28 protein-coding genes are annotated in these 24,927 nt (G+C 58.8%); 27 read left to right on the top strand and 1 reads right to left on the bottom strand.

Annotation, left to right across the window (positions count from 1 at the left end; all coding sequences use genetic code 11):
* Nucleotides 1–25: 25 nt before the first annotated feature.
* From BN3544_RS06890 to tatC, 27 genes are all read left to right on the top strand, one after another.
* Nucleotides 26–4,717 (top strand): glutamate synthase-related protein, encoded by a 4,692-nt coding sequence (locus BN3544_RS06890; protein ID WP_019429797.1) that lies wholly within the window; start codon nucleotides 26–28, stop codon nucleotides 4,715–4,717.
* Nucleotides 4,718–4,747: 30 nt separating this feature from the next.
* Nucleotides 4,748–6,214, top strand: a complete 1,467-nt coding sequence (locus BN3544_RS06885) for a glutamate synthase subunit beta (RefSeq protein WP_019429796.1) — start codon at nucleotides 4,748–4,750, stop codon at nucleotides 6,212–6,214.
* A 104-nt stretch (nucleotides 6,215–6,318) separates the two neighbouring features.
* On the top strand, nucleotides 6,319–7,134 hold the full coding sequence (locus tag BN3544_RS06880; protein ID WP_019429795.1) for an ABC transporter ATP-binding protein: 816 nt from the start codon (nucleotides 6,319–6,321) through the stop codon (nucleotides 7,132–7,134).
* Nucleotides 7,131–7,913 carry a lipid asymmetry maintenance ABC transporter permease subunit MlaE gene (gene mlaE / locus BN3544_RS06875; protein WP_019429794.1) on the top strand — a complete coding sequence of 261 codons (783 nt, stop codon included), beginning with the start codon at nucleotides 7,131–7,133 and terminating at the stop codon, nucleotides 7,911–7,913. The genes BN3544_RS06880 and mlaE overlap by 4 nt, the downstream gene beginning before the upstream one ends.
* Before the next feature lie 10 nt (nucleotides 7,914–7,923).
* Nucleotides 7,924–8,403, top strand: coding sequence for an outer membrane lipid asymmetry maintenance protein MlaD (gene mlaD / locus BN3544_RS06870; RefSeq protein ID WP_019429793.1), 480 nt, complete (start codon nucleotides 7,924–7,926; stop codon nucleotides 8,401–8,403).
* A gap of 8 nt (nucleotides 8,404–8,411) precedes the next feature.
* Complete coding sequence (locus tag BN3544_RS06865) at nucleotides 8,412–9,131, top strand: MlaA family lipoprotein (protein WP_231733910.1); 720 nt, start codon at nucleotides 8,412–8,414, stop codon at nucleotides 9,129–9,131.
* Between the two features lie 78 nt (nucleotides 9,132–9,209).
* Nucleotides 9,210–9,863: an MlaC/ttg2D family ABC transporter substrate-binding protein gene (locus tag BN3544_RS06860; protein WP_019429791.1), complete on the top strand. Its 654-nt coding sequence runs from the start codon at nucleotides 9,210–9,212 to the stop codon at nucleotides 9,861–9,863.
* Between the two features lie 11 nt (nucleotides 9,864–9,874).
* On the top strand, nucleotides 9,875–10,153 hold the full coding sequence (locus BN3544_RS06855; protein WP_019429790.1) for an STAS domain-containing protein: 279 nt from the start codon (nucleotides 9,875–9,877) through the stop codon (nucleotides 10,151–10,153).
* Between the two features lie 84 nt (nucleotides 10,154–10,237).
* The gene (locus BN3544_RS06850; RefSeq protein WP_019429789.1) at nucleotides 10,238–11,161 is read left to right on the top strand and encodes an ABC transporter ATP-binding protein; all 924 of its coding nucleotides are present in this window, start codon (nucleotides 10,238–10,240) and stop codon (nucleotides 11,159–11,161) included.
* 74 nt (nucleotides 11,162–11,235) lie between these two features.
* Nucleotides 11,236–11,991: an ABC transporter permease gene (locus BN3544_RS06845; RefSeq protein ID WP_026036620.1), complete on the top strand. Its 756-nt coding sequence runs from the start codon at nucleotides 11,236–11,238 to the stop codon at nucleotides 11,989–11,991.
* A gap of 6 nt (nucleotides 11,992–11,997) precedes the next feature.
* Complete coding sequence (locus BN3544_RS06840; protein ID WP_019429787.1) at nucleotides 11,998–12,240, top strand: BolA family protein; 243 nt, start codon at nucleotides 11,998–12,000, stop codon at nucleotides 12,238–12,240.
* Between the two features lie 49 nt (nucleotides 12,241–12,289).
* The gene (murA, locus tag BN3544_RS06835) at nucleotides 12,290–13,555 is read left to right on the top strand and encodes a UDP-N-acetylglucosamine 1-carboxyvinyltransferase (protein WP_019429786.1); all 1,266 of its coding nucleotides are present in this window, start codon (nucleotides 12,290–12,292) and stop codon (nucleotides 13,553–13,555) included.
* Nucleotides 13,552–14,193: an ATP phosphoribosyltransferase gene (gene hisG / locus BN3544_RS06830; RefSeq protein ID WP_019429785.1), complete on the top strand. Its 642-nt coding sequence runs from the start codon at nucleotides 13,552–13,554 to the stop codon at nucleotides 14,191–14,193. The genes murA and hisG overlap by 4 nt, the downstream gene beginning before the upstream one ends.
* 14 nt (nucleotides 14,194–14,207) lie before the next feature.
* Nucleotides 14,208–15,551, top strand: a complete 1,344-nt coding sequence (gene hisD / locus BN3544_RS06825; protein ID WP_026036619.1) for a histidinol dehydrogenase — start codon at nucleotides 14,208–14,210, stop codon at nucleotides 15,549–15,551.
* Complete coding sequence (gene hisC, locus BN3544_RS06820) at nucleotides 15,548–16,633, top strand: histidinol-phosphate transaminase (protein ID WP_019429783.1); 1,086 nt, start codon at nucleotides 15,548–15,550, stop codon at nucleotides 16,631–16,633. Before hisD ends, hisC begins: the two co-directional genes overlap by 4 nt.
* On the top strand, nucleotides 16,630–17,232 hold the full coding sequence (hisB, locus tag BN3544_RS06815) for an imidazoleglycerol-phosphate dehydratase HisB (RefSeq protein WP_019429782.1): 603 nt from the start codon (nucleotides 16,630–16,632) through the stop codon (nucleotides 17,230–17,232). The genes hisC and hisB overlap by 4 nt, the downstream gene beginning before the upstream one ends.
* Before the next feature lies 1 nt (nucleotide 17,233).
* Nucleotides 17,234–17,890 (top strand): imidazole glycerol phosphate synthase subunit HisH, encoded by a 657-nt coding sequence (hisH, locus tag BN3544_RS06810; protein ID WP_019429781.1) that lies wholly within the window; start codon nucleotides 17,234–17,236, stop codon nucleotides 17,888–17,890.
* A gap of 43 nt (nucleotides 17,891–17,933) precedes the next feature.
* A complete protein-coding gene (gene hisA / locus BN3544_RS06805; RefSeq protein WP_019429780.1) occupies nucleotides 17,934–18,674 on the top strand; it encodes a 1-(5-phosphoribosyl)-5-[(5-phosphoribosylamino)methylideneamino]imidazole-4-carboxamide isomerase in 741 nt (246 codons plus the stop codon).
* A 19-nt stretch (nucleotides 18,675–18,693) separates the two neighbouring features.
* Nucleotides 18,694–19,563, top strand: a complete 870-nt coding sequence (locus BN3544_RS06800) for a D-hexose-6-phosphate mutarotase (protein ID WP_019429779.1) — start codon at nucleotides 18,694–18,696, stop codon at nucleotides 19,561–19,563.
* A 19-nt stretch (nucleotides 19,564–19,582) separates the two neighbouring features.
* Nucleotides 19,583–20,383, top strand: a complete 801-nt coding sequence (hisF, locus tag BN3544_RS06795) for an imidazole glycerol phosphate synthase subunit HisF (protein ID WP_019429778.1) — start codon at nucleotides 19,583–19,585, stop codon at nucleotides 20,381–20,383.
* Between the two features lie 2 nt (nucleotides 20,384–20,385).
* A complete protein-coding gene (gene hisI / locus BN3544_RS06790; RefSeq protein WP_019429777.1) occupies nucleotides 20,386–20,775 on the top strand; it encodes a phosphoribosyl-AMP cyclohydrolase in 390 nt (129 codons plus the stop codon).
* Nucleotides 20,776–20,780: 5 nt separating this feature from the next.
* Nucleotides 20,781–21,197, top strand: a complete 417-nt coding sequence (locus tag BN3544_RS06785) for a phosphoribosyl-ATP diphosphatase (protein WP_036075009.1) — start codon at nucleotides 20,781–20,783, stop codon at nucleotides 21,195–21,197.
* Nucleotides 21,198–21,200: 3 nt separating this feature from the next.
* The gene (locus BN3544_RS06780) at nucleotides 21,201–21,578 is read left to right on the top strand and encodes a DUF4870 family protein (protein ID WP_019429775.1); all 378 of its coding nucleotides are present in this window, start codon (nucleotides 21,201–21,203) and stop codon (nucleotides 21,576–21,578) included.
* 27 nt (nucleotides 21,579–21,605) lie between these two features.
* A complete protein-coding gene (locus BN3544_RS06775) occupies nucleotides 21,606–21,962 on the top strand; it encodes a histidine triad nucleotide-binding protein (protein ID WP_019429774.1) in 357 nt (118 codons plus the stop codon).
* 109 nt (nucleotides 21,963–22,071) lie between these two features.
* Entirely contained in the window at nucleotides 22,072–22,311 is a 240-nt protein-coding gene (gene tatA / locus BN3544_RS06770; RefSeq protein WP_019429773.1) for a Sec-independent protein translocase subunit TatA, read from the top strand.
* 25 nt (nucleotides 22,312–22,336) lie between these two features.
* Nucleotides 22,337–22,804, top strand: a complete 468-nt coding sequence (gene tatB / locus BN3544_RS06765) for a Sec-independent protein translocase protein TatB (RefSeq protein WP_026036617.1) — start codon at nucleotides 22,337–22,339, stop codon at nucleotides 22,802–22,804.
* A gap of 43 nt (nucleotides 22,805–22,847) precedes the next feature.
* The gene (gene tatC / locus BN3544_RS06760; RefSeq protein WP_019429771.1) at nucleotides 22,848–23,636 is read left to right on the top strand and encodes a twin-arginine translocase subunit TatC; all 789 of its coding nucleotides are present in this window, start codon (nucleotides 22,848–22,850) and stop codon (nucleotides 23,634–23,636) included.
* Between the two features lie 79 nt (nucleotides 23,637–23,715).
* Here the strand turns inward: tatC and BN3544_RS06755 are convergent, their stop codons facing one another.
* Entirely contained in the window at nucleotides 23,716–24,873 is a 1,158-nt protein-coding gene (locus BN3544_RS06755) for a S1C family serine protease (protein WP_019429770.1), read from the bottom strand.
* Nucleotides 24,874–24,927: the final 54 nt, after the last annotated feature.

Below are 24,927 nucleotides of genomic sequence, written 5' to 3'. Positions count from 1 at the left end.
GCGTAAAAACCCTTAGGAGCGCGCCATGACCACGGCATCCGAAAAAGAACATTTCCAATCCACCGGTCTCTATGACCCGGCCAATGAGCACGATGCATGCGGTGTGGGCTTTGTGGCTCACATCAAGGGTCACAAGACCCATGCCATCGTCACGCAAGCGCTCTTGATTTTGCAAAACCTGGACCACCGGGGTGCTGTGGGTGCCGATGCGCTCATGGGCGATGGTGCCGGTATCTTGATTCAGCTGCCCGATGCGCTTTACCGCGACGAAATGGCCAAGCAGGGCATTGCGCTGCCGCCTTTCGGTGAATACGGCGTGGGCATGGTGTTTTTGCCCAAAGAACACGCCTCGCGCATGGCATGCGAACAAGAGCTTGAACGCGCTGTCAAGGCCGAGGGACAAGTGGTGTTGGGCTGGCGCGATGTGCCGGTCAACCGCGAGATGCCCATGTCGCCTCGTGTGCGCGAAAAAGAGCCAGTCATGCGCCAGATCTTCATCGGCCGTGGCGCCGATGTGATCGTGCAAGATGCCCTTGAGCGCAAGTTGTATGTGATTCGCAAAACCGCCAGCGCGGCCATCCAGGCCTTGAATCTGACGCACAGCAACGAGTACTACATCCCCAGCATGTCCAGCCGCACTGCGGTGTACAAGGGCTTGCTGCTGGCTGACCAAGTGGGCACCTATTACCTCGACTTGCAAGACGAGCGTTGCGTCTCGGCCTTGGGTTTGGTGCACCAGCGCTTCTCGACCAACACTTTCCCCGAGTGGCCATTGGCGCACCCTTACCGTTATGTGGCGCACAACGGCGAGATCAACACCGTCAAGGGCAACTACAACTGGATGAAGGCCCGCGAAGGCGTGATGTCCTCGCCCGTGTTGGCTGGCGACCTGCAAAAGCTGTATCCCATCAGCTTCGCTGGTCAGTCTGATACCGCCACTTTTGACAACTGCCTGGAATTGCTGACCATGGCGGGCTACCCCATCAGCCAGGCTGTGATGATGATGATCCCAGAGCCATGGGAGCAGCACACCACCATGGACGAGCGCCGCAAGGCCTTCTATGAATACCACGCCGCCATGCTGGAGCCATGGGACGGTCCTGCATCGATCGTGTTCACCGATGGCCGTCAGATCGGCGCCACACTGGACCGCAACGGCTTGCGTCCATCGCGCTACATCATCACCGACGACGACATGGTCATCATGGGTTCGGAAACCGGCGTGTTGCCGATCCCCGAAAGCAAGATCGTGCGCAAGTGGCGTCTGCAGCCCGGCAAGATGTTCCTGATCGATCTGGAACAAGGTCGCATGATTGACGACGAAGAGCTCAAGTCGAGCTTGGCCAGCAGCAAACCGTACAAGCAGTGGATCGAAAACCTGCGCGTCAAGCTGGACGATGTGGCCGCAGCCCCTGTGGCGGCGGCTTCTGCTGTGCAATTGCTGGACTTGCAACAAGCCTTTGGCACCACGCAAGAAGACATCAAGTTCTTGCTGGCCCCCATGGCCCAAGCGGGTGAAGAAGCCCTGGGCTCCATGGGCAATGACAGCCCGCTGGCCGTCTTGTCCGACAAGAACAAGCCGCTGTACAACTACTTCAAGCAGTTGTTCGCGCAAGTGACCAACCCGCCGATTGACCCGATTCGTGAAGCGATCGTGATGTCGCTGGTGTCCTTTATTGGCCCCAAGCCCAACCTGTTGGACATCAACCAGGTCAACCCGCCCATGCGCCTCGAAGTCAGCCAGCCGGTGCTGGACTTTGCTGACATGGCTAAGTTGCGCAACATCGAGCAAGCCACCAAGGGCAAGTTCAAGAGCGCCACGCTGGACATCACTTACCCTGTGTCGTGGGGGCATGAAGGCGTTGAAGCCAAGCTGGCTTCTTTGTGCGCTGAAGCCGTGGACGCCATCAAGGGCGGCCACAACATTCTGATCATCAGCGACCGCGGTGTGAACGCCACCCAGGTGGCTGTGCCAGCCTTGCTGGCGCTGTCGGCCATTCACCAGCATTTGGTGAGTGAAGGTCTGCGCACCACCGCAGGCTTGGTGGTTGAAACCGGTACCGCCCGCGAAGTGCACCACTTCGCCGTGTTGGCCGGTTACGGTGCCGAAGCCGTGCACCCTTACCTCGCCATGGAAACCTTGGCGGCCATGCACAAGGAATTGTCCGGTGACTTGTCGGCCGAAAAGGCCATCTACAACTACGTCAAGGCGATTGGCAAGGGCTTGTCCAAGATCATGTCCAAGATGGGCGTGAGCACCTACATGTCGTATTGCGGTGCGCAGCTGTTTGAAGCCATCGGCATCAACAGCGAAACCATCAACAAGTACTTCACCGGCACGGCCAGCCGAGTGGGCGGCATCGGCGTGTTCGAAATCGCCGAAGAAGCCATCCGCATGCACACAGCTGCGTTCGGTGATGACCCGTTGCTGGCCACCATGCTGGATGCAGGCGGCGAATACGCTTGGCGCGCCCGTGGCGAAGAGCACATGTGGACGCCTGACGCGATTGCCAAGTTGCAGCACTCCACCCGTGCCAACAACTTCAGCACCTACAAGGAATACGCCCAGATCATCAACGACCAGAGCAAGCGCCACATGACCTTGCGCGGTTTGTTCGAGTTCAAGATCGATCCGTCCAAAGCCATCCCGCTCGAGCAGGTCGAGCCTGCGGCAGAGATCGTCAAGCGCTTCGCCACGGGTGCGATGTCTTTGGGTTCGATTTCTACCGAAGCGCACGCTACTCTGGCTGTGGCCATGAACCGCATTGGCGGTAAGAGCAACACCGGTGAAGGCGGTGAAGACTCGGCACGTTATCGCAATGAGCTCAAGGGCATCCCGATCAAGCAGGGTGATTCCTTGAAGAGCGTGATCGGTGCCGAAAACGTCGAAGTCGACTTGCCCTTGCGCGATGGCGATTCTTTGCGTTCACGCATCAAGCAGGTGGCCTCGGGCCGGTTTGGCGTCACGGCCGAATACCTGTCCAGCGCTGACCAGATCCAGATCAAGATGGCTCAGGGCGCCAAGCCCGGTGAAGGCGGTCAGTTGCCTGGTGGCAAGGTGTCCGATTACATCGGCAAGTTGCGTCATTCTGTGCCCGGCGTCGGTTTGATCTCGCCACCGCCCCACCATGACATTTACTCGATCGAGGACTTGGCCCAGCTGATCCACGACCTCAAGAACGTGGCACCACACAGCGACATCAGCGTCAAGCTGGTGTCTGAAATCGGCGTTGGCACCATCGCTGCCGGTGTGGCCAAGTGCAAGAGCGACCACCTCGTGATCGCGGGTCACGACGGCGGCACGGGCGCATCGCCTTGGTCGTCGGTCAAGCATGCGGGCTCACCTTGGGAAATCGGCTTGGCCGAAACCCAGCAGACCTTGGTGCTTAACGGTTTGCGCGGTCGCATTCGTGTGCAAGCTGACGGTCAGATGAAAACCGGTCGTGACGTGGCCATCGGTGCTTTGCTGGGCGCCGACGAGTTCGGCTTTGCCACTGCGCCGCTGGTGGTTGAGGGCTGCATCATGATGCGCAAGTGCCACCTGAACACCTGCCCGGTGGGCGTGGCCACACAAGATCCCGAGTTGCGCAAAAAATTCTCGGGCAAGCCCGAGCACGTCGTGAACTACTTCTTCTTCATCGCTGAAGAAGCGCGTCAGATCATGGCCCAGTTGGGCATCGCCAAGTTCGACGATCTGGTGGGTCGTGCCGACCTGCTCGACATGAAAACAGGCGTTGAACACTGGAAAGCCAAAGGCTTGGACTTCAGCCGTCTGCTGGCTGTGCCACAAGTGCCTGCCGATGTGGCAGTGCGCCATGTGTCCACTCAGGACCACGGTCTTGAAAAGGCCCTCGACAACGTGTTGATCGCCAAGAGCCGCGCAGCCATCGACAAGGGCGAAAAAGTCCAGTTCATGGAAGTCACCCGCAACGTGAACCGTTCCGTCGGTGCCATGTTGTCCGGTGCCGTGACCAAGGTGCACCCCGAGGGTCTGCCAGACGACACCCTGCGCATCCAGCTGGAAGGCACAGGCGGTCAATCCTTTGGTGCGTTCCTGGCCAAAGGCATCACCTTGTATTTGATCGGTGAAGCCAACGACTACACCGGCAAAGGCCTGTCGGGCGGCCGCGTGGTGGTGCGCCCAAGTTTGGAGTTCCGTGGCGTGGCATCGCAAAACATCATCGTGGGCAACACCGTCATGTACGGCGCTACCAGTGGTGAAGCTTTCTTTGCGGGTGTGGGCGGCGAGCGTTTCGCCGTGCGTTTGTCGGGTGCCACGGCCGTGGTCGAAGGCACTGGCGACCATGGTTGCGAATACATGACTGGCGGCACCGTGGCGGTGCTGGGCAAGACAGGTCGCAACTTTGGTGCAGGCATGAGCGGTGGTTTGGCGTACGTGTATGACGAAGACGGCCAATTTGCTTCGCGTTGCAACACCGCCATGGTCAGCATGGAAAAGGTGCTGACCACTGCCGAGCAGGAAGCGCAAATTGACCGCAATGTGTGGCACCGTGACCAGACCGACGAAACGCAGCTGAAGAAACTGCTGGAAGACCACCACAAGTGGACCGGCAGCCAGCGTGCCCGCGAGTTGTTAGACAACTGGGCCACGGCCCGCGCCAAGTTTGTCAAGGTCTTCCCGAACGAATACAAGCGTGCTCTCGGCGAAATCAATGCCCGCAAAGCCGCCAAGGCCACCCAGCCTGTGGCCGCCTGAGCCGAACGTCAAGATTGAAGGAATAGCATCATGGGAAAAATCACAGGCTTCATGGAATTCGAGCGCATCGAAGAAGGTTACAAACCCGTCGCCGAGCGCTTGAAGAACTACGGTGAGTTCGTGATCGGTTTGACCGACGAGCAAGCCAAGAAACAGGCTGCGCGTTGCATGGATTGCGGCACGCCGTTTTGCAACAACGGTTGCCCGGTCAACAACATCATTCCAGACTTCAACAATCTGGTGTTTGAAGGCGACTGGAAAAACGCGATCGAAGTGCTGCACAGCACCAACAACTTCCCCGAGTTCACGGGCCGTATCTGCCCTGCACCTTGCGAGGCGGCTTGTGTGGTCAATGTGAACGACGATGCCGTGGGCATCAAGTCGATCGAGCACGCCATCATCGACCGCGCTTGGGCCGAGGGCTGGGTCACACCTCGTCCTGCCAAAGTCAAGACCGGTAAAAAAGTGGCTGTGATTGGTGCGGGCCCCGCTGGCCTCGCTGCTGCACAGCAGCTGGCCCGTGCAGGTCACGATGTGACCTTGTTCGAAAAGAACGACCGTGTGGGCGGCTTGCTGCGCTACGGTATCCCCGACTTCAAGATGGAAAAGACGCACATCGACCGCCGTGTTAAACAGCTCGAAGCCGAAGGCGTGACCATCCGCACCAGCGTGCTGGTCGGCAGTTGGCCCAAAGACTCCAAGGTCACCAACTGGGCCAAGGAAACCATCTCGGCAGAGCAGCTCAAGAAAGACTTTGACGCGGTGTTGCTGACTGGCGGTTCCGAGCAGTCGCGTGACTTGCCTGTGCCCGGTCGCGATCTGGACGGCATCCACTTTGCGATGGAGTTTTTGCCCCAGCAAAACAAGGTGAATGCGGGCGACAAGCTCAAAGGTCAGTTGCGTGCCGATGGCAAAAACGTCATCGTGATCGGTGGCGGTGACACCGGCTCGGATTGCGTGGGCACATCCAACCGCCACGGTGCCGTCAGCGTCACGCAGTTCGAGGTGATGCCTGAGCCACCCAAAGAAGAAAACCGCCCGCTCACCTGGCCTTACTGGCCCATGAAGCTGCGCACTTCTTCTTCGCACGATGAAGGCTGCACCCGCGAATTTGCGGTGTCGACCAAGGAATTCATTGGCGAAAAAGGCAAGGTCACGGGTTTGAAGACGGTGCACGTTGAGTTCAAAGACGGCAAGATGGTCGAGATTCCAGGCTCTGAAAAAGAATACAAAGCCGACTTGGTCTTGTTGGCCATGGGCTTTGTGAACCCGGTCGCGACCGTGCTCGAAGCCTTTGGCGTAGACAAAGATGCCCGTGGCAACGCCAAGGCCAGCACCGACTTCACAGGCGGCTATGCCACCAATGTGGACAAGGTGTTTGCTGCGGGCGACATGCGCCGTGGGCAATCGTTGGTGGTCTGGGCCATTCGCGAAGGTCGTCAGGCCGCACGTTCGGTGGATGAGTTTTTGATGGGCAAAAGCGACCTGCCGCGCTAAGGCTGACCGGTTCTAGGTAAAATCCCTAGAACACCAAGGTTTACAAAGCGTTGACCTTGGGGCCATAACATCACAAGAGCCGGACAATCCGGCTCTTGTTTTTCATGAACACCACATCTGCACCACACCTTGTTGAATTGCGCGACCTGAGCTTTGGGTACGGCGACCGAGTCATCTTGAAGAACCTGAGCTTCAACGTGCCTCGTGGCCAAGTCACGGCTTTGATGGGGGTGTCCGGTGGGGGTAAAACAACCGTGCTGAGGCTGATAGGTGGTCAGATTCGCGCCAGCCAAGGCCAGATGCTGTTTGATGGCGACGACATCACCACCATGCGCCAGACCGCGTTGTATGCAGCCCGTCGCCGCATGGGCATGCTGTTCCAGTTTGGCGCTTTGTTCACCGACATGAGTGTGTTCGACAACGTGGCCTTCCCCTTGCGAGAGCACACCCGTTTGTCTGAGGATCTGATCCGCGACATCGTGCTCATGAAGCTGGATGCGGTGGGCTTGCGGGGTGCACGTGACCTGAAACCCTCAGAAATTTCCGGTGGCATGAGCCGCCGTGTGGCCTTGGCTCGCGCCATTGCACTCGATCCCGATCTCATCATGTACGACGAGCCCTTTGCCGGACTCGATCCTATTTCGCTGGGCACGGCAGCACGCCTGATTCGCCGCTTGAACGACAGCTTGGGCATCACCAGCGTGGTCGTGTCGCACGATGTGACCGAGACCTTTGAGATCGCTGACCATGTGGTCATTTTGGCCAATGGCGGCGTGGCAGCGCAAGGCACGCCCGCTGAGTTGCGCGTCAGCACTGACCCCTTGATCCACCAGTTTGTGCATGCGCTCAGCGACGGCCCCGTGCCTTTCCATTACCCGGCCCCCTCGACAGCGCAAGACTACGACCGGAGGGCTGCATGATCACCGCTGTGTTGGGCGCATTGGGCGCATCCACCCGCCAGATGCTGACGGATTGGGGCTTTGGTGCTCGCCTGTTCTTTAAATTGTTGGGCATGTCGGGCGCAGCCCTTAAGCGCTTTGGCCTGGTGCGTGACCAAGTGCATTTTTTGGGCAATTATTCGCTGGCCATCATCACCGTGTCGGGCTTGTTTGTGGGCTTTGTGTTGAGTTTGCAGGGCTACTACACCTTGCAACGCTATGGCTCCGCCGAGGCGCTGGGCTTGTTGGTCGCCCTGAGCCTGGTGCGCGAACTTGGGCCTGTGGTGGCGGCCTTGCTTTATGCTGGTCGCGCAGGGGCCTCACTCACGGCCGAGATCGGTCTGATGCGTGCGGGCGAACAACTCACGGCCTTGGAAATGATGGCCGTGGACCCCATTCAGCGCATCCTGGCGCCGCGCTTTTGGGGCGGCATCATTGCCTTGCCCCTGTTAGCGGCCGTGTTCAGCGCAGTCGGTATCCTGGGTGGCTATGTGGTGGGCGTGCTGCTGATTGGCGTCGATTCGGGGTCGTTCTGGAGCCAGATGCAAGGCGGCGTTGATGTCTTCAAAGACGTGGGCAACGGCATCGTCAAAAGTGTGGTGTTTGCCGTTGCTGTGACTTTCATTGCCTTGCTCCAGGGGTATGTGGCCAAGCCCACGCCCGAGGGTGTGGCCAGTGCCACCACGCGCAGCGTGGTGGTTTCTTCCTTGTCGGTGTTGGGACTGGATTTCATCCTGACCGCGATGATGTTCAGTATTTGAGGAGGACGGCATGCAACGTTCAAAAAATGATGTGTGGGTTGGTTTGTTTGTTTTGTTGGGTGCCGTGGCCGTGCTGTTTCTGGCACTCAAGGCCGCCAACCTGCTGACCTTGAACTTCAATGCCAGCTACGATGTCAGCGCCAAATTTGACAACATTGGTGGCCTCAAGTCGGGCGCCGCCGTCAAGAGCGCCGGTGTGGTGGTTGGCCGTGTCAAAAAAATCGAATTTGATGGTGAGTCGTTTCAGGCCAAGGTCACTTTGGCTTTGCAGTCGGAACACACGTTTCCCAAGGACAGCGCCCTGAAAATCCTCACCAGTGGCCTGCTGGGCGAGCAATATCTGGATGTGTCGCCCGGTGCAGATGAAAAAAATCTGGTAGCCGGTGACCGAATTGGATCGACCCAGTCAGCGGTCATTCTGGAAAATTTGATCAGCCAATTCTTGTTTAGCCAAGCCGAAAAACCGGCAGCAGAAAGTCAAAAACCATGAGCCACTCCATGCGAAAAATTTTACTGCTGTGCGCTGGCTTCATGGTGTTGGCCTTGCAGGGCTGTGCCAGTGTTCAGCATGCGGACGTGCGCGACCCTTGGGAGTCAATGAACCGAAGTGTTTACAACTTCAATGACGCGCTGGACAACCTGGCCCTCAAGCCTGCAGCGAAGGCCTATACCGCTGTGTTGCCCAGCCCGGTGCGTACCGGCATTCACAATTTTTTGGGTAATCTGGGCGATGTGTGGACCATGGCCAATAGCGCTATGCAATTGAAGGGCCAAGCCACCGTTGAAACGCTCATGCGCATCAGCGTGAATACATTTTTGGGTTTGGGTGGCGTGCTGGATGTGGCCACAGAAATGCGACTTGAGAAACGCAAAGAGGACTTTGGTCAGACCTTGGGTTATTGGGGCGTCAAGCCCGGGCCATATGTGGTGTTGCCTCTGTTTGGGCCCTCGACTTTGCGAGACACGTTTGCCATGCCGCTCGACATGAAGGGCAATCTCGTGCAGAAATTCAACGATGCCGCGACCCGCAACGTTCTTTCCGTGACGGGTGCATTGGATGTGCGTGCTGATTTGCTTCAGACTGTTGATGTCATCAAGGCAGCCGCCTTGGACCCTTACACATTTGTTCGGGATGGGTATCTGCAAAAACGGATCAATGACATTCACGACGGCAATCCACCGCCGGTTTTTGACTACTCTGAGTCAGAGGCGCCCTGAACTGCGTCCATGGCGGGACGGCCTGCCTCTCGTTACAGTTGTTACAAGAGTCCTGCCTCTTGACCGTATAGTTAGCTGATGAAAAACATGTCCGTATTGCCTGTGAATCGCCGCCATCTTTTGACCACCGTCGGTGTTTTGGCGCTGTGCTGCGCCGGGATGCCCGCTTGGGCTGCAGACGAAGCCGCTGAGGCCTTCATCAAACGCATTACCAACGACACCTTGAACACCATCAAGGCCGACAAGGCTTTGCGAAATGGCGACATCGGCAAAATCATGCAACTGGTCGACAGCCAACTGATGCCGCATGTGAATTTTCGCCGCATGACCGCATTGGCCACAGGGCCAGCCTGGCGAAAAGCCACGCCAGAACAGCAAAAACGCCTGCAAGATGAATTCAAGGTTTTGTTGGTGCGCACCTATTCCGGAGCGCTCAGTCAGGTCAGTGACCAGGTCGTGGTGGTCAAGCCTTTGCGTGCTGGCCAAGAAGACAAAAATCTGGTGGTCAACACCGAAGTGAGAGGCAAAGGTGACCCGATCCAGTTGGACTATCGCCTTGAAAAAACGCCCGGTGAAGGTGATGGCTGGATGATCTTTGACCTGAATGTTCTCGGTGTCTGGTTGGTCGAAAATTACCGCACCCAATTCACCAAAGAAATCAATGCCGGTGGTATCGATGCGCTGATCGCCAGCTTGGCCGCGCGTAACAAAACCAACGCCAAAGCTTCCTGAGTCAGTCGAACATGATCAGCGCATTGACTTTGCCTCAGACCTTGTTGCATGACCAAGCGGACGCTTGTTTGGCCGAGTGGGTGGCGCGATTGCCTCTGGATGCGAAGCCCGACGTTGAAGTGGACGCCTCTGAGTTGGTCGCGTTTGACTCTTCGGTTTTGGCCGTTTTGCTGGGCTTGCGCCGTGTGGTCTTGGCGCACGACGGTTCATTGCAGATCAGGGGAATGACGTCCCGTCTGCGCGAATTGGCCAGTTTGTACGGTGTGCTGGACTTGCTTGTGCAGGTCTGAATAGCCGGTTTTGGGGTCTTTTTGCCCCGATCCCCCACTATTGCTCTGGGGGCAGTAGGCCAGCACTTAAAATACAGCCCTTCCATGCCCGCGCTCTCATTCCAATCCGTCTCTAAAACCTACGCAGCCAAACAGGCGGGTGCAGCTGCGTTCCAAGCGCTCGACCAGGTCAGCTTTGACGTTCAGGAGGGCGAGTTCTTTGGCCTGCTCGGTCCCAACGGCGCAGGCAAAACCACTTTGATCAGCACCTTGGCAGGCTTGACCCGTGCAAGCCAAGGCAAAGTGCTGGTCCATGGCCACGATGTACAAGCCGACTACGCCACAGCGCGGCGCTTGCTGGGCGTGGTGCCGCAAGAGCTGGTGTTTGACCCTTTTTTCACAGTTCGTGAGTCTTTGCGCATTCAGTCGGGCTATTTCGGTGTCAAGAACAACGACGCCTGGATCGACGAGCTGCTGGACAGCCTGGGCCTGGCCGACAAAGCGGGCTCCAATATGCGCCAACTCTCGGGTGGCATGAAGCGCCGTGTGCTGGTGGCGCAAGCCTTGGTGCATAAACCACGTGTGATCGTGCTCGACGAGCCGACCGCCGGGGTCGATGTCGAGCTGCGTCAAACGCTGTGGCAGTTCATCGCCAAACTCAACAAGCAAGGCCACACCGTCTTGCTGACCACCCATTACCTTGAAGAGGCCGAGGCCTTGTGCGGACGCATCGCCATGCTCAAGCGTGGTCAGTTGCTGGCGCTGGAGCGCACCTCGGATTTGCTGCGCTCGGCCACCAGCCAGGTGCTGCGCTTCAAACTCGATGGCGACTTGCCACCGGCGGTGGCGGCCATGGCCCGCGTGACGGGCCGCATCGTGCAATTGCCGGTGCACAACGCGGTCGAGATTGAAAACCACTTGGCCACCCTGCGAACGGCGGGTTTGGTGGTCGAAGACGTCGAGATCCGACAGGCCGACCTGGAAGACGTGTTTTTGGAAGTCATGAACCGCAAAGGGGTTGCTGCATGAGCACCGCAAAGCCATCCCCTGAATCTCCCGTTTCCGGTGGTGAGCTGCTTGAGGTGGCGGTGCATGGCGGATTCATGCTCGGCTGGCAAACCCTTTTATACAAAGAAGTGTTGCGTTTCTGGAAAGTGGCTTTCCAAACTGTGGCCGCGCCCGTGCTGACCTCGGTGCTCTACATGCTGATCTTCGGCCATGTGCTGGAAGACCACGTCAAGGTGTACGACCAAGTGCCTTACACCTCTTTTTTGCTGCCGGGCCTGATCATGATGGGCGTGTTGCAAAACGCCTTCGCCAACAGTTCGTCAAGTTTGGTGCAGAGCAAGATCATGGGCAGTCTGGTGTTTTTGCTGCTCACGCCTTTGTCGCACCGCAGCTGGTTTGTAGCCTATGTGGGCTCGTCGGTGGTGCGTGGTTTGGCCGTGGGCCTGGGTGTCTTTGTCATCACCGGCTGGATGGTCAACATCCACTTTGTCAATCTGCTGTGGATTTTGACTTTCGCCTTGATGGGTGCGGCCATGATGGGCGCTTTGGGTGTGATCGCCGGTCTGTGGGCTGAAAAGTTTGACCAGATGGCGGCCTTCCAGAACTTCGTCATCATGCCCATGACCTTTTTGTCGGGCGTGTTTTATTCCATTCATTCTTTGCCGCCGTTTTGGCAAAAAATCAGCCACTTGAACCCGTTTTTCTACATGATTGACGGTTTTCGTTATGGCTTTTTTGGCCAAAGCGACGTTTCACCCTGGACCAGTCTGGCCGTGGTGGGCACTGCCTTGGTGCTCATCAGCAGCCTGACCCTTCACCTTTTGCGCACCGGCTACAAAATCCGGAGCTGAACCCCCATGAACGCAGAGCAACTTCAAGCCATCATCGCCGCAGGCCTCACTTGCACCCACCTCAGCGTGGAGGGCGATGGCCGACATTGGAGCGCCGTGGTGGTGTCTGAAGCCTTTGCCGGTATGCGCCCCATTGCCCGCCACCAACGCGTGTACGCAACGCTGGGCCAAAAAATGCACACCGACGAAGTGCATGCTTTGTCGATGAAGACCTACACGCCCGCCGAGTGGGCCGCGCAAGCGAACTGATCGCTTCTCACCACTTGAGCCCTCGCTAAAACGCACACTGAGCTGATCCATGGACAAACTGAAAATTCGCGGCGGCAAGCGCCTGCAAGGCACGCTGGATGTGGCGGGTGCCAAAAACGCGGCCTTGCCCGAGCTGTGCGCCGCCTTGTTGTGCGCCGAGCCTGTGACGTTGGCCAATGTGCCGCGCCTGCAAGACGTTTCGACCATGCTCAAGCTGATCCGCAACATGGGCGTGACGGCCGAGCATCACGAAGACGGTCGCGTCACACTGGATGCGGGTGGCCTGAACAACCCCGAAGCGCCTTACGAATTGGTCAAAACCATGCGCGCTTCGGTGCTGGCATTGGGGCCTTTGCTGGCCCGTTTTGGCCATGCCAAGGTGTCGCTCCCTGGCGGTTGCGCCATCGGTTCGCGTCCGGTGGACCAGCACATCAAGGGCCTGCAGGCCATGGGGGCCGAGATCACGGTGGACCATGGGTACATGCTGGCCAGTTTGCCTGCAGGCCGCACGCGCCTGAAGGGCGCGCACATCACCACCGACATGGTCACCGTGACCGGCACTGAAAATTTCATGATGGCGGCGACTTTGGCCGAAGGCGAGACCGTGCTTGAAAACGCCGCACAAGAGCCTGAAATTGGCGATCTGGCCGAGATGCTCATCAAGATGGGCGCCAAGATCGAAGGCCATGGCACACGCCGCATTCGCATCCAAGGGGTTGAGCGTTTGCATGGCTGCCAGCACCAAGTGGTGGCTGACCGCATCGAGGCGGGCACGTTTTTGTGCGCTGTCGCTGCCACGGGCGGTGATGTGGTCTTGCGCCACGGCCGTGCCGACCACCTCGAAGTGGTCATCGAAAAACTGCGCGACGCCGGTGCCACCATCGAAGTGGGCGAAGGCTTTATCCGCGTCAAGGCCGATGGCCGACTGAAGGCTCAGAGCTTTCGCACCACCGAATACCCGGGCTTCCCGACCGACATGCAGGCCCAGTTCATGGCGCTCAACTGCATCTCGCAAGGCACGAGCAAAGTGACCGAAACCATCTTTGAAAACCGCTTCATGCACGTCAACGAGTTGGTGCGCTTGGGTGCTCATATCCAGATCGATGGCAAGGTCTCGGTGATCGAAGGGGTGGATAAATTGTCGGGTGCCATCGTCATGGCCACTGACTTGCGGGCCTCTGCCAGCCTGGTGATTGCTGGTTTGGTGGCCGAAGGCGAAACCATTGTCGACCGCATTTACCACCTGGACCGCGGCTATGACCGCATGGAACTGAAACTGCGCGGCCTGGGGGCCGACATCGAAAGAGTGAAATGATCACGCTGGCCCTGTCCAAAGGACGCATCTTTGACGAAACCTTGCCGCTGCTGCTGGCCGCTGGCATCGAGGTGCTCGAAGACCCCGAAAAATCACGCAAGCTGATTTTGCCCACCAACCAGGCCAATGTGCGCGTGGTGCTGGTGCGAGCCAGCGATGTGCCCACCTATGTGGAGTACGGTGGTGCCGATTTGGGTGTGACCGGTCTCGACACCCTGATCGAGCACGGCGGTCAAGGCTTGTACCAGCCGCTGGACCTGAACATTGCCAAGTGCCGCATGAGCGTGGCCGTGCGTGCTGACTACGACTACGCCAGTGCCGTGCGCACCGGCTCTCGCCTGAAAGTGGCCACCAAATACACCGCGATTGCCCGTGACTTTTTTGCCACCAAGGGTGTGCACGTTGACCTGATCAAACTCTATGGCAGCATGGAGTTGGCCCCGTTGACTGGCTTGGCCGATGCGATTGTCGATCTGGTGTCGACGGGCAACACGCTCAAGGCCAACCACCTGGTCGAGGTCGAACGCATCATGGACATCAGCTCGCGCTTGGTGGTTAACCAAGCCGCACTCAAGCTCAAGCAAGCGCCGATCCGGGCCATCATCGACGCCTTTGCGGGCGCTGTGAAAAAAGACTGAAAGACATGAACGCTATGGGCCTGCTCGCCAAACCCTTGCAACTGAACACGGCTGATGCCGGTTTTGAAGCGGCCTTTGCTGCCCGCCTGCATTGGTCTGCAGACACCGACGCCGCCATTGAGCAGCGTGTGGCCGACATTCTGGCCGATGTGCAAAAGCGTGGCGATGCGGCCGTGCTCGATTACACCCAGCGATTTGACGGCCTGCAAGCGGCTGATGTGAAGGCGCTGGAGATCACCCAAGCCGAGTTGCAAGCGGCGCTCGACAGCCTGCCCGCTGCACAGCGCGAAGCCTTGCAGGCCGCTGCGGCCCGTGTGCGCAAGTACCACGAGGCACAAAAGAAAGCTTCGGGCGAAAGCTGGAGCTACCGCGATGAAGACGGCACCTTGCTGGGCCAAAAAGTCACGCCGCTCGACCGCGTGGGCATTTATGTGCCCGGTGGCAAAGCGGCTTACCCCTCTTCGGTGTTGATGAACGCCATCCCTGCGCATGTGGCGGGTGTGCAAGAGATCATCATGGTGGTGCCCACGCCCGCTGGTGTGCGCAACCCGCTGGTGCTGGCCGCTGCCTGTGTGGCCGGTGTGAGCCGCGCCTTCACCGTGGGCGGTGCACAGGCTGTTGCGGCGCTGGCCTATGGCACCGCCACCATCCCCAAGGTGGACAAAATCACCGGCCCGGGCAATGCCTATGTGGCCAGCGCCAAAAAGCGCGTGTTTGGCACCGTGGGCATCGACATGATTGCGGGTCCGAGTGAAATTTTGGTGTTGGCCGACGGCACCACGCCCGCCGAATGGGTGGCGATGGACCTGTTCAGCCAGGCCGAGCACGACGAGCTGGCGCAAAGCATTTTGCTGTGCCCTGATGCGGCTTACATCGCTGAGGTGCAAGCCGCCATCGACCGCCTGCTGCCCACCATGCCGCGCCGAGAGATCATCGCCAAGAGCCTGAACGACCGAGGCGCGCTGATCCTCACGCGCAGCATGGAAGAAGCCTGCGCCATCAGCAACCGCATCGCGCCCGAACACTTGGAGGTGTCGAGCAGTGAGCCCCACCGTTGGGAGCCTTTGCTGCGCCATGCAGGCGCGATCTTTTTGGGCGCGTTCACCAGCGAAAGTTTGGGCGACTACTGCGCAGGCCCCAATCACGTGTTGCCCACCAGCGGAACGGCGCGGTTCTCTTCGCCTTTGGGTGTTTATGACTTCCAGAAACGCTCCAGCCTGATTGAGGTTAGCGAAGCCGGTGCCCAGCCCTTGGGCCGCATTGCCGCCGAACTGGCTTACGGCGAAGGCCTGCAAGCCCATGCCCGCGCCGCCGAGTTGCGTTTGAACCCTGTGCCCCCGATGCGAGAGATGAAATGAGCAACGTCAGCCCCAAATTGATGCAACGCATTCGCCAAGACGTGCAGTCCATGCACGCCTACGCCATCCAGGATTCGGTGGGCATGGTCAAGCTCGACGCGATGGAAAACCCGCACAGATTGCCCGCAGATTTGCAAAAGGCTTTGGGCGAGCGGCTGGGTGCCTTGTCGCTGAACCGCTACCCCGATGGCCGTGTGAACGATTTGCGCCATGCACTGGCCCAGCACGCGAGCATGCCCGAGGGCTTCGACATCATGTTGGGCAACGGCTCGGACGAGCTGATTTCGCTGTTGGCGCTGGCTTGCGACGTCCCTGGCGCTGCCATCCTCGCCCCGCTGCCAGGCTTTGTGATGTACGCCATGAGCGCCCAGCTGCAAGGCCTGGCCTTTCACGGTGTGCCGCTCACGGCCGATTTTGAACTCGATGAAACTGCCATGCTGGCCGCCATTGCCGAGCACAAGCCTTCCATCGTTTACTTGGCTTACCCCAACAACCCCACGGGCAATTTGTGGAACGACGATGTGATCGAAAAGATCGTGCTCGCGCAAGGTGCCCAAGGTGGGCTGGTTGTCATGGACGAGGCTTACCAGCCCTTTGCCAGCCGAAGCTACATCGACCGCATCACGGGCCACTCGCATGTGCTTTTGATGCGCACGCTCAGCAAGTTCGGTTTGGCCGGTGTGCGTTTGGGTTACATGGTGGGCCCCAAAGCCTTGGTGGCCGAGGTCGACAAAGTCCGCCCGCCCTACAACATCAGTGTGCTCAATTGCGAGTGCGCCTTGTTTGCCTTGGAGCACGCCGAGGTGTTTGCCGCACAGGCCAAAGACCTGCGCGAACAGCGTGCCCGTTTGCAGCGTGAATTGGCTGCATTGCCCGGCGTGTCGCCGTTCCCAAGCGAAGCCAATATGATTTTGGCCCGCGTGCCCGATGCGGCCAAAACCTTTGAAGGTCTGAAGGCGCACGGTGTGCTGATCAAGAACGTTTCTAAAATGCACCCACTGCTGGCCAATTGCCTGCGCCTGACGGTGGGCACCGCCGCAGAAAACGACCAACTCCTTGCCGCTTTGAAAGCCTCCTTATGAACAGCAGCGCTGACCGCACAGCCAACGTGACCCGCAAGACGGCCGAGACGAACATCCGCGTCGCCATCAACCTGGATGGCACCGGCCAGGCCAAGCTGGCCACAGGCATCGGTTTTCTGGACCACATGCTCGACCAAATTGCGCGCCACGGCCTGATCGATCTGGACATCAGCTGCGAAGGCGACTTGCACATCGATGGTCACCACACCGTAGAAGACATCGGCATCACCTTGGGCCAGGCGTTTTCTCAGGCCATGGGCGACAAAAAAGGCATTCGCCGTTACGGCCATTCATACGTGCCGTTGGACGAAGCCTTGAGCCGAGTGGTGGTGGATTTTTCAGGTCGCCCCGGCCTGCACATGGATGTGAAGTTCACGTCCGGCTCGCTGGGCGCCTTGGATACGCAGCTGGTGTACGAGTTTTTCCAGGGCTTTGTGAACCACGCCCTCTGCACCTTGCACATCGACAACCTCAAGGGCGTGAACGCGCACCATCAGTGCGAGACGATTTTCAAGGCCTTTGCCCGCGCTGTGCGTGCAGCGCTCGAACTCGATCCGCGCTCGGCCGGTGTGATTCCCTCCACCAAAGGCAGCCTCTGACATGAGCGTCAACCGCGTCGCCGTCGTCGATTACGGCATGGGCAATTTGCGCTCTGTGGCGCAAGCGGTGATCCATGCCGCGTCCAGCGTCGACCATGCCGAAGTCACCGTGACCTCCAACCCACAGGTCGTACGCGATGCGCACCGTGTGGTTTTGCCAGGGCAGGGCGCCATGCCCGACTGCATGCGTGAGCTGCGCGAATCGGGCCTGATGGACGCCGTGCTCGAAGCGGCCGTCAGCAAACCGCTGTTTGGCGTGTGTGTCGGCATGCAGATGCTGCTCGATCACAGCAACGAGGGCGACACGCCGGGCTTGGGCCTGATCCCAGGCAAGGTGGTTAAGTTCGATTTGGCGGGGCAAATTCAACCCGACGGCACCCGCTACAAAGTGCCACAAATGGGCTGGAACCAGGTGGGGCAAGCCCAGCCCGCGCACGCTCTTTGGCAGGGCATTGACGATGGCAGCTGGTATTATTTTGTGCACAGCTTCTATGCCCAGGTGGTCAACCCTGCGCACAGTGCGGCCGAAACCGATTACGGCGGTCGTTTTGCTTGTGCGATTGCCCGTGACAATATTTTCGCAACCCAGTTTCACCCCGAAAAAAGCGCAAACCAAGGGTTGGCCTTGTTCCGCAATTTCCTCCACTGGCAGCCTTGAGTGGTTTTACTGCCGTTTTCCTTCCACCTGCTTTTAATTTGCCATGATTCTGATCCCCGCCATTGACCTCAAAGACGGCCATTGCGTTCGCCTCAAACAGGGCGATATGGACCAAGCCACGACCTTCGGTGAAGACCCTGCTGCCATGGCCCGCACTTGGCTCGAAAAAGGCGCACGTCGCTTGCATCTGGTCGATCTGAATGGCGCGTTTGCCGGCAAGCCGCAAAATTTTGGGGCCATCAAATCCATCCTCAAGGCGGTGGGCGATGACATTCCGGTGCAACTGGGCGGCGGCATCCGTGATCTGGACACGATCGAAAAATACATCGACAGCGGCCTGCGCTACGTCATCATCGGCACCGCCGCCGTCAAGAACCCCGGTTTTTTGAAAGACGCCTGCACTGCCTTTGGCGGCCATATCATTGTGGGTTTGGACGCCAAGGATGGCAAAGTCGCCACAGACGGCTGGAGCAAGCTCACGGGTCATGAAGTCGTGGACTTGGCCAAAAAGTTCGAAGACTGGGGCGTCGAGTCCATCATCTACACGGACATCGGCCGTGATGGCATGCTCAGCGGCATCAACATCGACGCCACCGTCAAGCTGGCGCAGGCCCTCACCATCCCCGTTATCGCATCGGGCGGCCTGTCCAACATGGCCGACATTGAGCAGCTGTGCGCGGTGGAAGGCGAAGGCGTGGAAGGCGTGATCTGCGGCCGCGCTGTGTATTCGGGCGACCTCGACTTTGCGCTGGCGCAACAACGCGCCGACGAACTCAACGGTTGAAATCCACAGGAAATTCCAGATGACCGGGCAGGCCACTTGTCGCGACACCGTGTTCGCAGGCCTGCCGGCTTGCGAGTTGGCCTTGCCCACGGGCGACCGCTTGGTGGTCGCGCTGCACGGCGCGCATGTGCTGTCCTGGGTGTCGGGCGGGCAAGAACAGCTTTACCTCAGTCCTCAAAGCGTGATGGACGGCCAAGCCGCCATTCGAGGCGGTGTGCCTGTGTGCTTTCCGCAGTTCAACCAGCGCGGCCCCATGGCCGATCGGCTGCCTAAACACGGTTTTGCACGAAACGTGGCTTGGCAGGCTGACGCGCCCGACTTGCGTGCAGACCATGCGCGGCTCACGCTGCGCTTGAGCGACAACGCCCAGACCCTCGCCTGGTGGCCGCAAGCGTTTGAGCTGCAATTGCAAATCGACTTGAGCTCTGCCGAAGTGCAGCTGACGCTGAGGGTGCACAACACCGACACTCAACCGTTGGCGTTTTCGGGCGCATTGCACACTTACTTGGCAGTGCCTGACGTGACCGTTGCAACATTGCATGGCCTGGGTGGACAGCCCGAATGGGATTCGCTCAGCGACACCCATGCGTTAGCCGCTGATGCGCTGCGTTTTGTGGCCGAATTTGACCGCGTTTACGAGGCCGATGCCAAAACGTCCGCACAAGCCTTGACGCTCAACCAGACCTTGCGCATCAGCCAAAGCCCCAGCTGGGCCAACACGGTGGTCTGGAACCCCGCGCAAGACCTCTGCAAGCGCTTGGCTGACATGCCCGATGAGGGCTGGCGGCACATGTTGTGCGTTGAAGCCGCGCAGGTTTATGAACCCATTACCTTGTCTGCGGGCGGGCGATGGGAAGGCTGGCAGCGCTTGCAAGCGCTGGCCCACTGAGATTTGAAAAGAGACCCCCATGCTGGCCAAACGCATCATTCCTTGCCTCGACGTGACCGGCGGTCGCGTGGTCAAAGGCGTTAACTTTGTCGAACTGCGCGATGCCGGAGACCCGGTCGAAATCGCGGCCCGTTACAACGAGCAGGGTGCAGACGAGCTGACTTTCCTCGACATCACCGCGACCAGCGACGGCCGTGACGTGATCCTGCACATCATCGAAGCCGTGGCCAGCCAGGTTTTCATCCCGCTCACGGTGGGTGGCGGTGTGCGCACGGTGGAAGACGTGCGCCGCTTGCTCAACGCCGGGGCCGACAAGACCAGCTTCAACTCGGCCGCGATTGCCAACCCCCAAGTCATCCGCGAAGCCTCGGCCAAATACGGGGCGCAGTGTATCGTGGTCGCCATCGACGCCAAGCGCCGCAGCGCCGAAGACGAGCAACGCATCGGCACGAATGGTTTGCCCATGGGCCCGGGCTGGGACGTGTACAGCCACGGTGGCCGTAAAAACGTGGGCCTAGACGCGGTGGCCTGGGCCACGCAAATGGCCGAATACGGCGCAGGCGAAATCTTGCTGACCAGCATGGACCGTGACGGCACCAAAAGCGGCTTTGACTTGCCGCTGACCCGCGCCGTGAGCGACGCCGTGAGCGTGCCCGTGATCGCATCAGGCGGTGTGGGCAACCTCGACCACTTGGCCGACGGCGTGAGCATCGGCGGCGCGGATGCGGTGCTGGCCGCCAGCATCTTTCACTATGGTGAATACACGGTGCAGCAAGCCAAAGAGCGGATGCGGGAACGTGGCATTCAGGTCAGGTTGTGAACATGAATTGGCTCGACAAAATCAAATGGGATGACAAAGGTCTGGTGCCGGTCATCGCTCAGGAAAACCACAGCGGCGATGTGCTGATGTTTGCGTGGATGAACCGCGAGGCGCTGCAAAAGACGGCCGAGCTGAAGCGGGCTGTGTACTTCAGCCGCTCGCGCAACAAACTGTGGTTCAAGGGCGAAGAGTCCGGCCATGTGCAGACGGTGCATGACATTCGCCTCGACTGCGACAACGATGTGGTGTTGCTCAAAGTCACCCAGTTGGGGCACGAGCCTGGCATTGCCTGCCACACGGGCCGCCACAGCTGCTTTTTCCAGAGCCTGCAAGCCGACGCTTGGCAGGCTACTGACCCGGTCTTGAAAGACCCTGAAACCATTTACAAGTGATTGCCATGAGCTTGACCGATTCCCCATCCCCGTCGTCAGAAGACACGTTGGCGCAGTCTTCAGAAGACACGTTGGCGCGTCTGGCCGCCATCATCGAAAGCCGTAAGGCGGTCAACGGCGGCGATCCTGAAAAAAGCTACGTAGCCCGACTGCTGCACAAAGGACCCGACGCCTTTTTGAAGAAGATTGGCGAAGAAGCCACTGAAACCGTCATGGCCGCCAAGGATGTGGACCATGGCGGTGATGCCAGCAAGCTGGTCTATGAAGTGGCCGATTTGTGGTTCCACAGCATGATCGCGCTGGCGCACTATGGCCTGACACCCGCTGATGTGGTCAATGAGCTAGCCCGCCGCGAAGGCCTGAGCGGGCTGGAGGAAAAAGCCCTGCGCAAGGTGCAAGAGCGCGAGCGGCTCGGAGAATAAGCCGTGAACCAACCGCTTCCCCATGAGCAGCCGCTGGACGACAGCACCCGCACCATCAGCTGGGTCAGCTACATCCTGCACCTGATCGTGGCGGTGAGTGCCGTGGTGCCTGGCGCGCAAATGGGCCCGGCCTTGCTGGTGGTGGCTCTGATCATCGACCTGGTTAAAAAAGGCGACGCCGCAGGCTGGGAGGCCACACATTTCAGTTACCGCATCCGCACCGTGATTTGGGCGGCTGTGTTGTATTTGGTGACGTTCCCGCTTTGGTTCTTCTTTGTGTTGCCGGGCTGGCTGGCCTGGGTGGGTATTTCCATCTGGTTTTTGTACCGCATCGTGCTGGGCATGGTGCGTTTGAATGGGCAGCGCCCAGTGACCGACTGAATTTTGACTTTAGACAACGATCAAGCCATGACCGACGCCAACTGTATTTTTTGCAAAATCATCGCGGGTCAAATCCCGTCGCGCAAAGTGTACGAAGACGAACATGTGTTCGCTTTCCACGACATCGCCCCTTGGGCGCCTGTCCATTTCCTGATCATTCCCAAGCTGCACATCCCGTCGATGGCCCAGTTGGCCCCGGAGCATGCTGGTTTGATGGGCCACATGATGACCTTGGCTCCCAAACTGGCCCTGCAAGCGGGTTGCACGCCTTACCCCGAGGGCGGTTTCCGCATCGTGGTCAATAACGGCGCCGAAGGCGGGCAGGAAGTGCATCACCTGCACATGCACGTCATGGGCGGTCCGCGCCCCTGGCTCAAGGGCTAAAGCGGGCTTGTCAACAAGCGGGCGCACCTCAATTCCTTGTTCAAGCAAGGCAGATCGGTTTTGGGGGGTATCACCCCTTAGAATCTTGCAACTACGTTAGGAGATATTCATGGGTTCCTTTTCCATTTGGCACTGGCTGATCGTGCTGTTGATCGTGGTCATGGTGTTTGGCACCAAAAAGCTCAAAAACATGGGCTCTGACTTGGGTGGTGCCGTCAAAGGCTTTAAAGACGGCATGAAAGAGGGCGGCACCAAGCCTGAAGCCGAGTCGCCAGTGGCGGGTCAAGTGACTTCTTCGGCCCAAGCCGAAAAGACCACCATCGACGTCGAAGCCAAGACCAAGTCTTGATACTTGAACGACCGAACGCTGCACTGTGCTGGACTTAAGCTTTTCGAAAATGGCGCTCATCGGGGTGGTGGCGTTGATCGTCATCGGCCCCGAAAAACTGCCCAAAGTGGCCCGCACCATGGGCACTTTACTGGGCAAGGCCCAGCGTTACGTCGCCGATGTCAAGGCCGAGGTGAACCGGTCCATGGACCTGGAAGAGCTTAAAAAGATGAAAGAGACCATGGAAACGGCGGCTCGCGAAGTCGAGCAAACCGTTCAAACCACGGCCTCTGATTTTGAAAAAGACTGGGCCGACACCACGGCCGGGCTGAACAGTGATCTGCCCGCCATTGAGCCCCCACCGCCTTATTACGTGCGGCCTGATAAGAATTGGCGTCTCAAGCGGGGTGCGATGCCTCAGTGGTACAAAGCCCGATCCGGGGTCCGAACCAAAGCGCTTTCGGGTGCCGCACGCGTAGCCCGTTACCGGCCCAAGCCCCTCAATTCTGTGTGACGCTTGCGCACCTTGGGTGCGCAACGTCCAACCGACTCCCCCAATGTCCGAAACCCCTTCCCAGTCCGACGACGAACTCAAAGGTTCTGAGCAACCTTTTGTGGCGCACCTGATCGAGTTGCGCGACCGCCTGATCTGGGCCGTGGCCGCTGTGGCGGTGGCAGCTGCTGCGCTGGCCATATACCCTGGCCCCGGCAATTTGTACGATATTTTGGCAGCACCTTTGGTGGTGCATTTGCCCAAAGGCGCCACCTTGATCGCCACCTCGGTCATCTCTCCGTTCATGGTGCCGCTCAAGATTTTGCTGATGGCCGCGTTTTTGATCGCTTTGCCCGTGGTGCTTTACCAAGTCTGGGCGTTCATTGCGCCAGGTCTTTACAGCCATGAGAAGAAATTGGTCATGCCTTTGGTGGTCTCCAGCACTTTGTTGTTTTTCACTGGGGTGGCGTTTTGTTACTTCTTTGTCTTCGGCCAGGTGTTCAGCTTCATCCAGAGCTTTGCCCCCAAAAGCATCACGGCCGCGCCTGACATTGAGGCTTATTTGAGTTTTGTGTTGTCCATGTTCTTGGCCTTCGGATTGGCTTTTGAGGTGCCTGTTGCCGTCGTTGTGTTGGCCCGCATGGGTGTGGTCAGCGTGCAAAAACTCAAGGATTTCCGGGGTTATTTTGTGGTGTTGGCTTTTGTGATTGCAGCCGTGGTCACCCCGCCCGATGTGGTGTCGCAATTGGCCTTGGCCATCCCGATGTGCTTGTTGTATGAGCTGGGCATCTGGGCCGCACAAATTTTCATCAAACACACGCAGCCGCCGCAAGATCCTGAAGTCGCCTCTTGACGGCATCGGATTTACCAAAACAAAAGAGGCCGACAGGCCTCTTTTGCATGAAGCAGGAAGTCATTATCGCGTCGGGAATTTATTTGCGCACTTTGTTGGCTGCAGGCCGTTCGGCCGGGGTCAAGCGCAAATTGACTTCGCCTTGGCGACGCCAAACCTTCACCTCGGCAGGTTCACCAGGCTTCAAGCTGGCCACCTGAACCAACAACTCGGCCACATTGCTCACAGGCTGCCCAGCCACCTTGACGATCACGTCACCGGGGCGAATGCCGGCATTGGCGGCGGGCCCGTTTTTCAGCACGCCCGTGATAACAACCCCCGAAGGCAGGACCTGGCCAGACTTGGGGAGTTGAAAGCTTTCGACCAATTCGGCGGACATGTCTTGCGGCTCGACCCCGATCCAGCCCCGGATGACTTTGCCATTTTTCAGTAAATCTTGCATGACTTGCTTGGCCGTAGAGATCGGGATGGCAAAGCCAATGCCCATGCTGCCGCCAGAACGGGAATAAATGGCCGTGTTGATGCCCATCAGGTGGCCATTCACATCCACCAATGCACCGCCCGAGTTGCCGGGGTTGATGGCGGCATCGGTTTGTATGAAGTTTTCGAACGTGTTGATGCCCAGCTGGCTGCGGCCCAAGGCGCTGACGATGCCCGATGTCACGGTTTGGCCCACGCCAAAGGGGTTGCCAATGGCCAGCACCACATCGCCTACCTGTAGGTTTTGGGTTTGTCCCAGCACAATCACGGGCAATTTTTCGAGCGTGATTTTCAGCAGTGCCAGATCGGTGTCAGGGTCGGTGCCGATGACTTTGGCCGCAGCACGGCGGCCATCGGCCAGCACGACTTCGATGTCGTCCGCATCCTCAATGACATGGTTGTTGGTCAGGATGTGGCCTTCGGGGCTGACAATGACGCCACTGCCCAGCCCGGCTGGATTTTGTTCTTCCTGCTCACCATAGAAAAATTTAAACCAAGGGTCTTGGCTCTGGGGGCTTTGTGAGCTGGCTTTGCTGGTGTTGATGCTGACCACCGCTGGCGACGCTTGGCGGGCGGGCGCGCTCAGGCTGCCCACCGGACGGCTCAGCGGTGAACCTGCGGGAGCCTGTAGCAAAGTCATCCCGTCGGTCGAGCGCTGCGCACTGCGCAACCATTCGGGCTGGAGTGTGGCCACCACAAACCAGACCGCCAACAAGACCGTCACCCATTGCGAAAAGAGGAGCCAATAACGTTTCATGGGCCCAATTGTCCTTGATTCGCGGCATTCGCCCAGTTACAAGGGCCGCTCTTG

Origin of the sequence: Limnohabitans sp. Rim47 (assembly GCF_001517545.1) — a bacterium.
GTDB lineage: Bacteria > Pseudomonadota > Gammaproteobacteria > Burkholderiales > Burkholderiaceae_C > Limnohabitans_A.
Note: the sequence above shows the minus strand (reverse complement) of the source record. Positions and strands in the feature narration are given on the sequence as shown.

Excerpts from the sequence above, each read along its gene's own strand:
- BN3544_RS06890 (WP_019429797.1), top strand. The coding sequence starts at position 26 with ATGACCACGGCATCCGAAAAAGAACATTTCCAATCCACCGGTCTCTAT.
- BN3544_RS06885 (WP_019429796.1), top strand. The coding sequence starts at position 4,748 with ATGGGAAAAATCACAGGCTTCATGGAATTCGAGCGCATCGAAGAAGGT.
- BN3544_RS06880 (WP_019429795.1), top strand. The coding sequence starts at position 6,319 with ATGAACACCACATCTGCACCACACCTTGTTGAATTGCGCGACCTGAGC.
- mlaE (WP_019429794.1), top strand. The coding sequence starts at position 7,131 with ATGATCACCGCTGTGTTGGGCGCATTGGGCGCATCCACCCGCCAGATG.
- mlaD (WP_019429793.1), top strand. The coding sequence starts at position 7,924 with ATGCAACGTTCAAAAAATGATGTGTGGGTTGGTTTGTTTGTTTTGTTG.
- BN3544_RS06865 (WP_231733910.1), top strand. The coding sequence starts at position 8,412 with ATGCGAAAAATTTTACTGCTGTGCGCTGGCTTCATGGTGTTGGCCTTG.
- BN3544_RS06860 (WP_019429791.1), top strand. The coding sequence starts at position 9,210 with ATGAAAAACATGTCCGTATTGCCTGTGAATCGCCGCCATCTTTTGACC.
- BN3544_RS06855 (WP_019429790.1), top strand. The coding sequence starts at position 9,875 with ATGATCAGCGCATTGACTTTGCCTCAGACCTTGTTGCATGACCAAGCG.
- BN3544_RS06850 (WP_019429789.1), top strand. The coding sequence starts at position 10,238 with ATGCCCGCGCTCTCATTCCAATCCGTCTCTAAAACCTACGCAGCCAAA.
- BN3544_RS06845 (WP_026036620.1), top strand. The coding sequence starts at position 11,236 with ATGCTCGGCTGGCAAACCCTTTTATACAAAGAAGTGTTGCGTTTCTGG.
- BN3544_RS06840 (WP_019429787.1), top strand. The coding sequence starts at position 11,998 with ATGAACGCAGAGCAACTTCAAGCCATCATCGCCGCAGGCCTCACTTGC.
- murA (WP_019429786.1), top strand. The coding sequence starts at position 12,290 with ATGGACAAACTGAAAATTCGCGGCGGCAAGCGCCTGCAAGGCACGCTG.
- hisG (WP_019429785.1), top strand. The coding sequence starts at position 13,552 with ATGATCACGCTGGCCCTGTCCAAAGGACGCATCTTTGACGAAACCTTG.
- hisD (WP_026036619.1), top strand. The coding sequence starts at position 14,208 with ATGGGCCTGCTCGCCAAACCCTTGCAACTGAACACGGCTGATGCCGGT.
- hisC (WP_019429783.1), top strand. The coding sequence starts at position 15,548 with ATGAGCAACGTCAGCCCCAAATTGATGCAACGCATTCGCCAAGACGTG.
- hisB (WP_019429782.1), top strand. The coding sequence starts at position 16,630 with ATGAACAGCAGCGCTGACCGCACAGCCAACGTGACCCGCAAGACGGCC.
- hisH (WP_019429781.1), top strand. The coding sequence starts at position 17,234 with ATGAGCGTCAACCGCGTCGCCGTCGTCGATTACGGCATGGGCAATTTG.
- hisA (WP_019429780.1), top strand. The coding sequence starts at position 17,934 with ATGATTCTGATCCCCGCCATTGACCTCAAAGACGGCCATTGCGTTCGC.
- BN3544_RS06800 (WP_019429779.1), top strand. The coding sequence starts at position 18,694 with ATGACCGGGCAGGCCACTTGTCGCGACACCGTGTTCGCAGGCCTGCCG.
- hisF (WP_019429778.1), top strand. The coding sequence starts at position 19,583 with ATGCTGGCCAAACGCATCATTCCTTGCCTCGACGTGACCGGCGGTCGC.
- hisI (WP_019429777.1), top strand. The coding sequence starts at position 20,386 with ATGAATTGGCTCGACAAAATCAAATGGGATGACAAAGGTCTGGTGCCG.
- BN3544_RS06785 (WP_036075009.1), top strand. The coding sequence starts at position 20,781 with ATGAGCTTGACCGATTCCCCATCCCCGTCGTCAGAAGACACGTTGGCG.
- BN3544_RS06775 (WP_019429774.1), top strand. The coding sequence starts at position 21,606 with ATGACCGACGCCAACTGTATTTTTTGCAAAATCATCGCGGGTCAAATC.
- tatA (WP_019429773.1), top strand. The coding sequence starts at position 22,072 with ATGGGTTCCTTTTCCATTTGGCACTGGCTGATCGTGCTGTTGATCGTG.
- tatC (WP_019429771.1), top strand. The coding sequence starts at position 22,848 with ATGTCCGAAACCCCTTCCCAGTCCGACGACGAACTCAAAGGTTCTGAG.
- BN3544_RS06755 (WP_019429770.1), bottom strand. The coding sequence starts at position 24,873 with ATGAAACGTTATTGGCTCCTCTTTTCGCAATGGGTGACGGTCTTGTTG.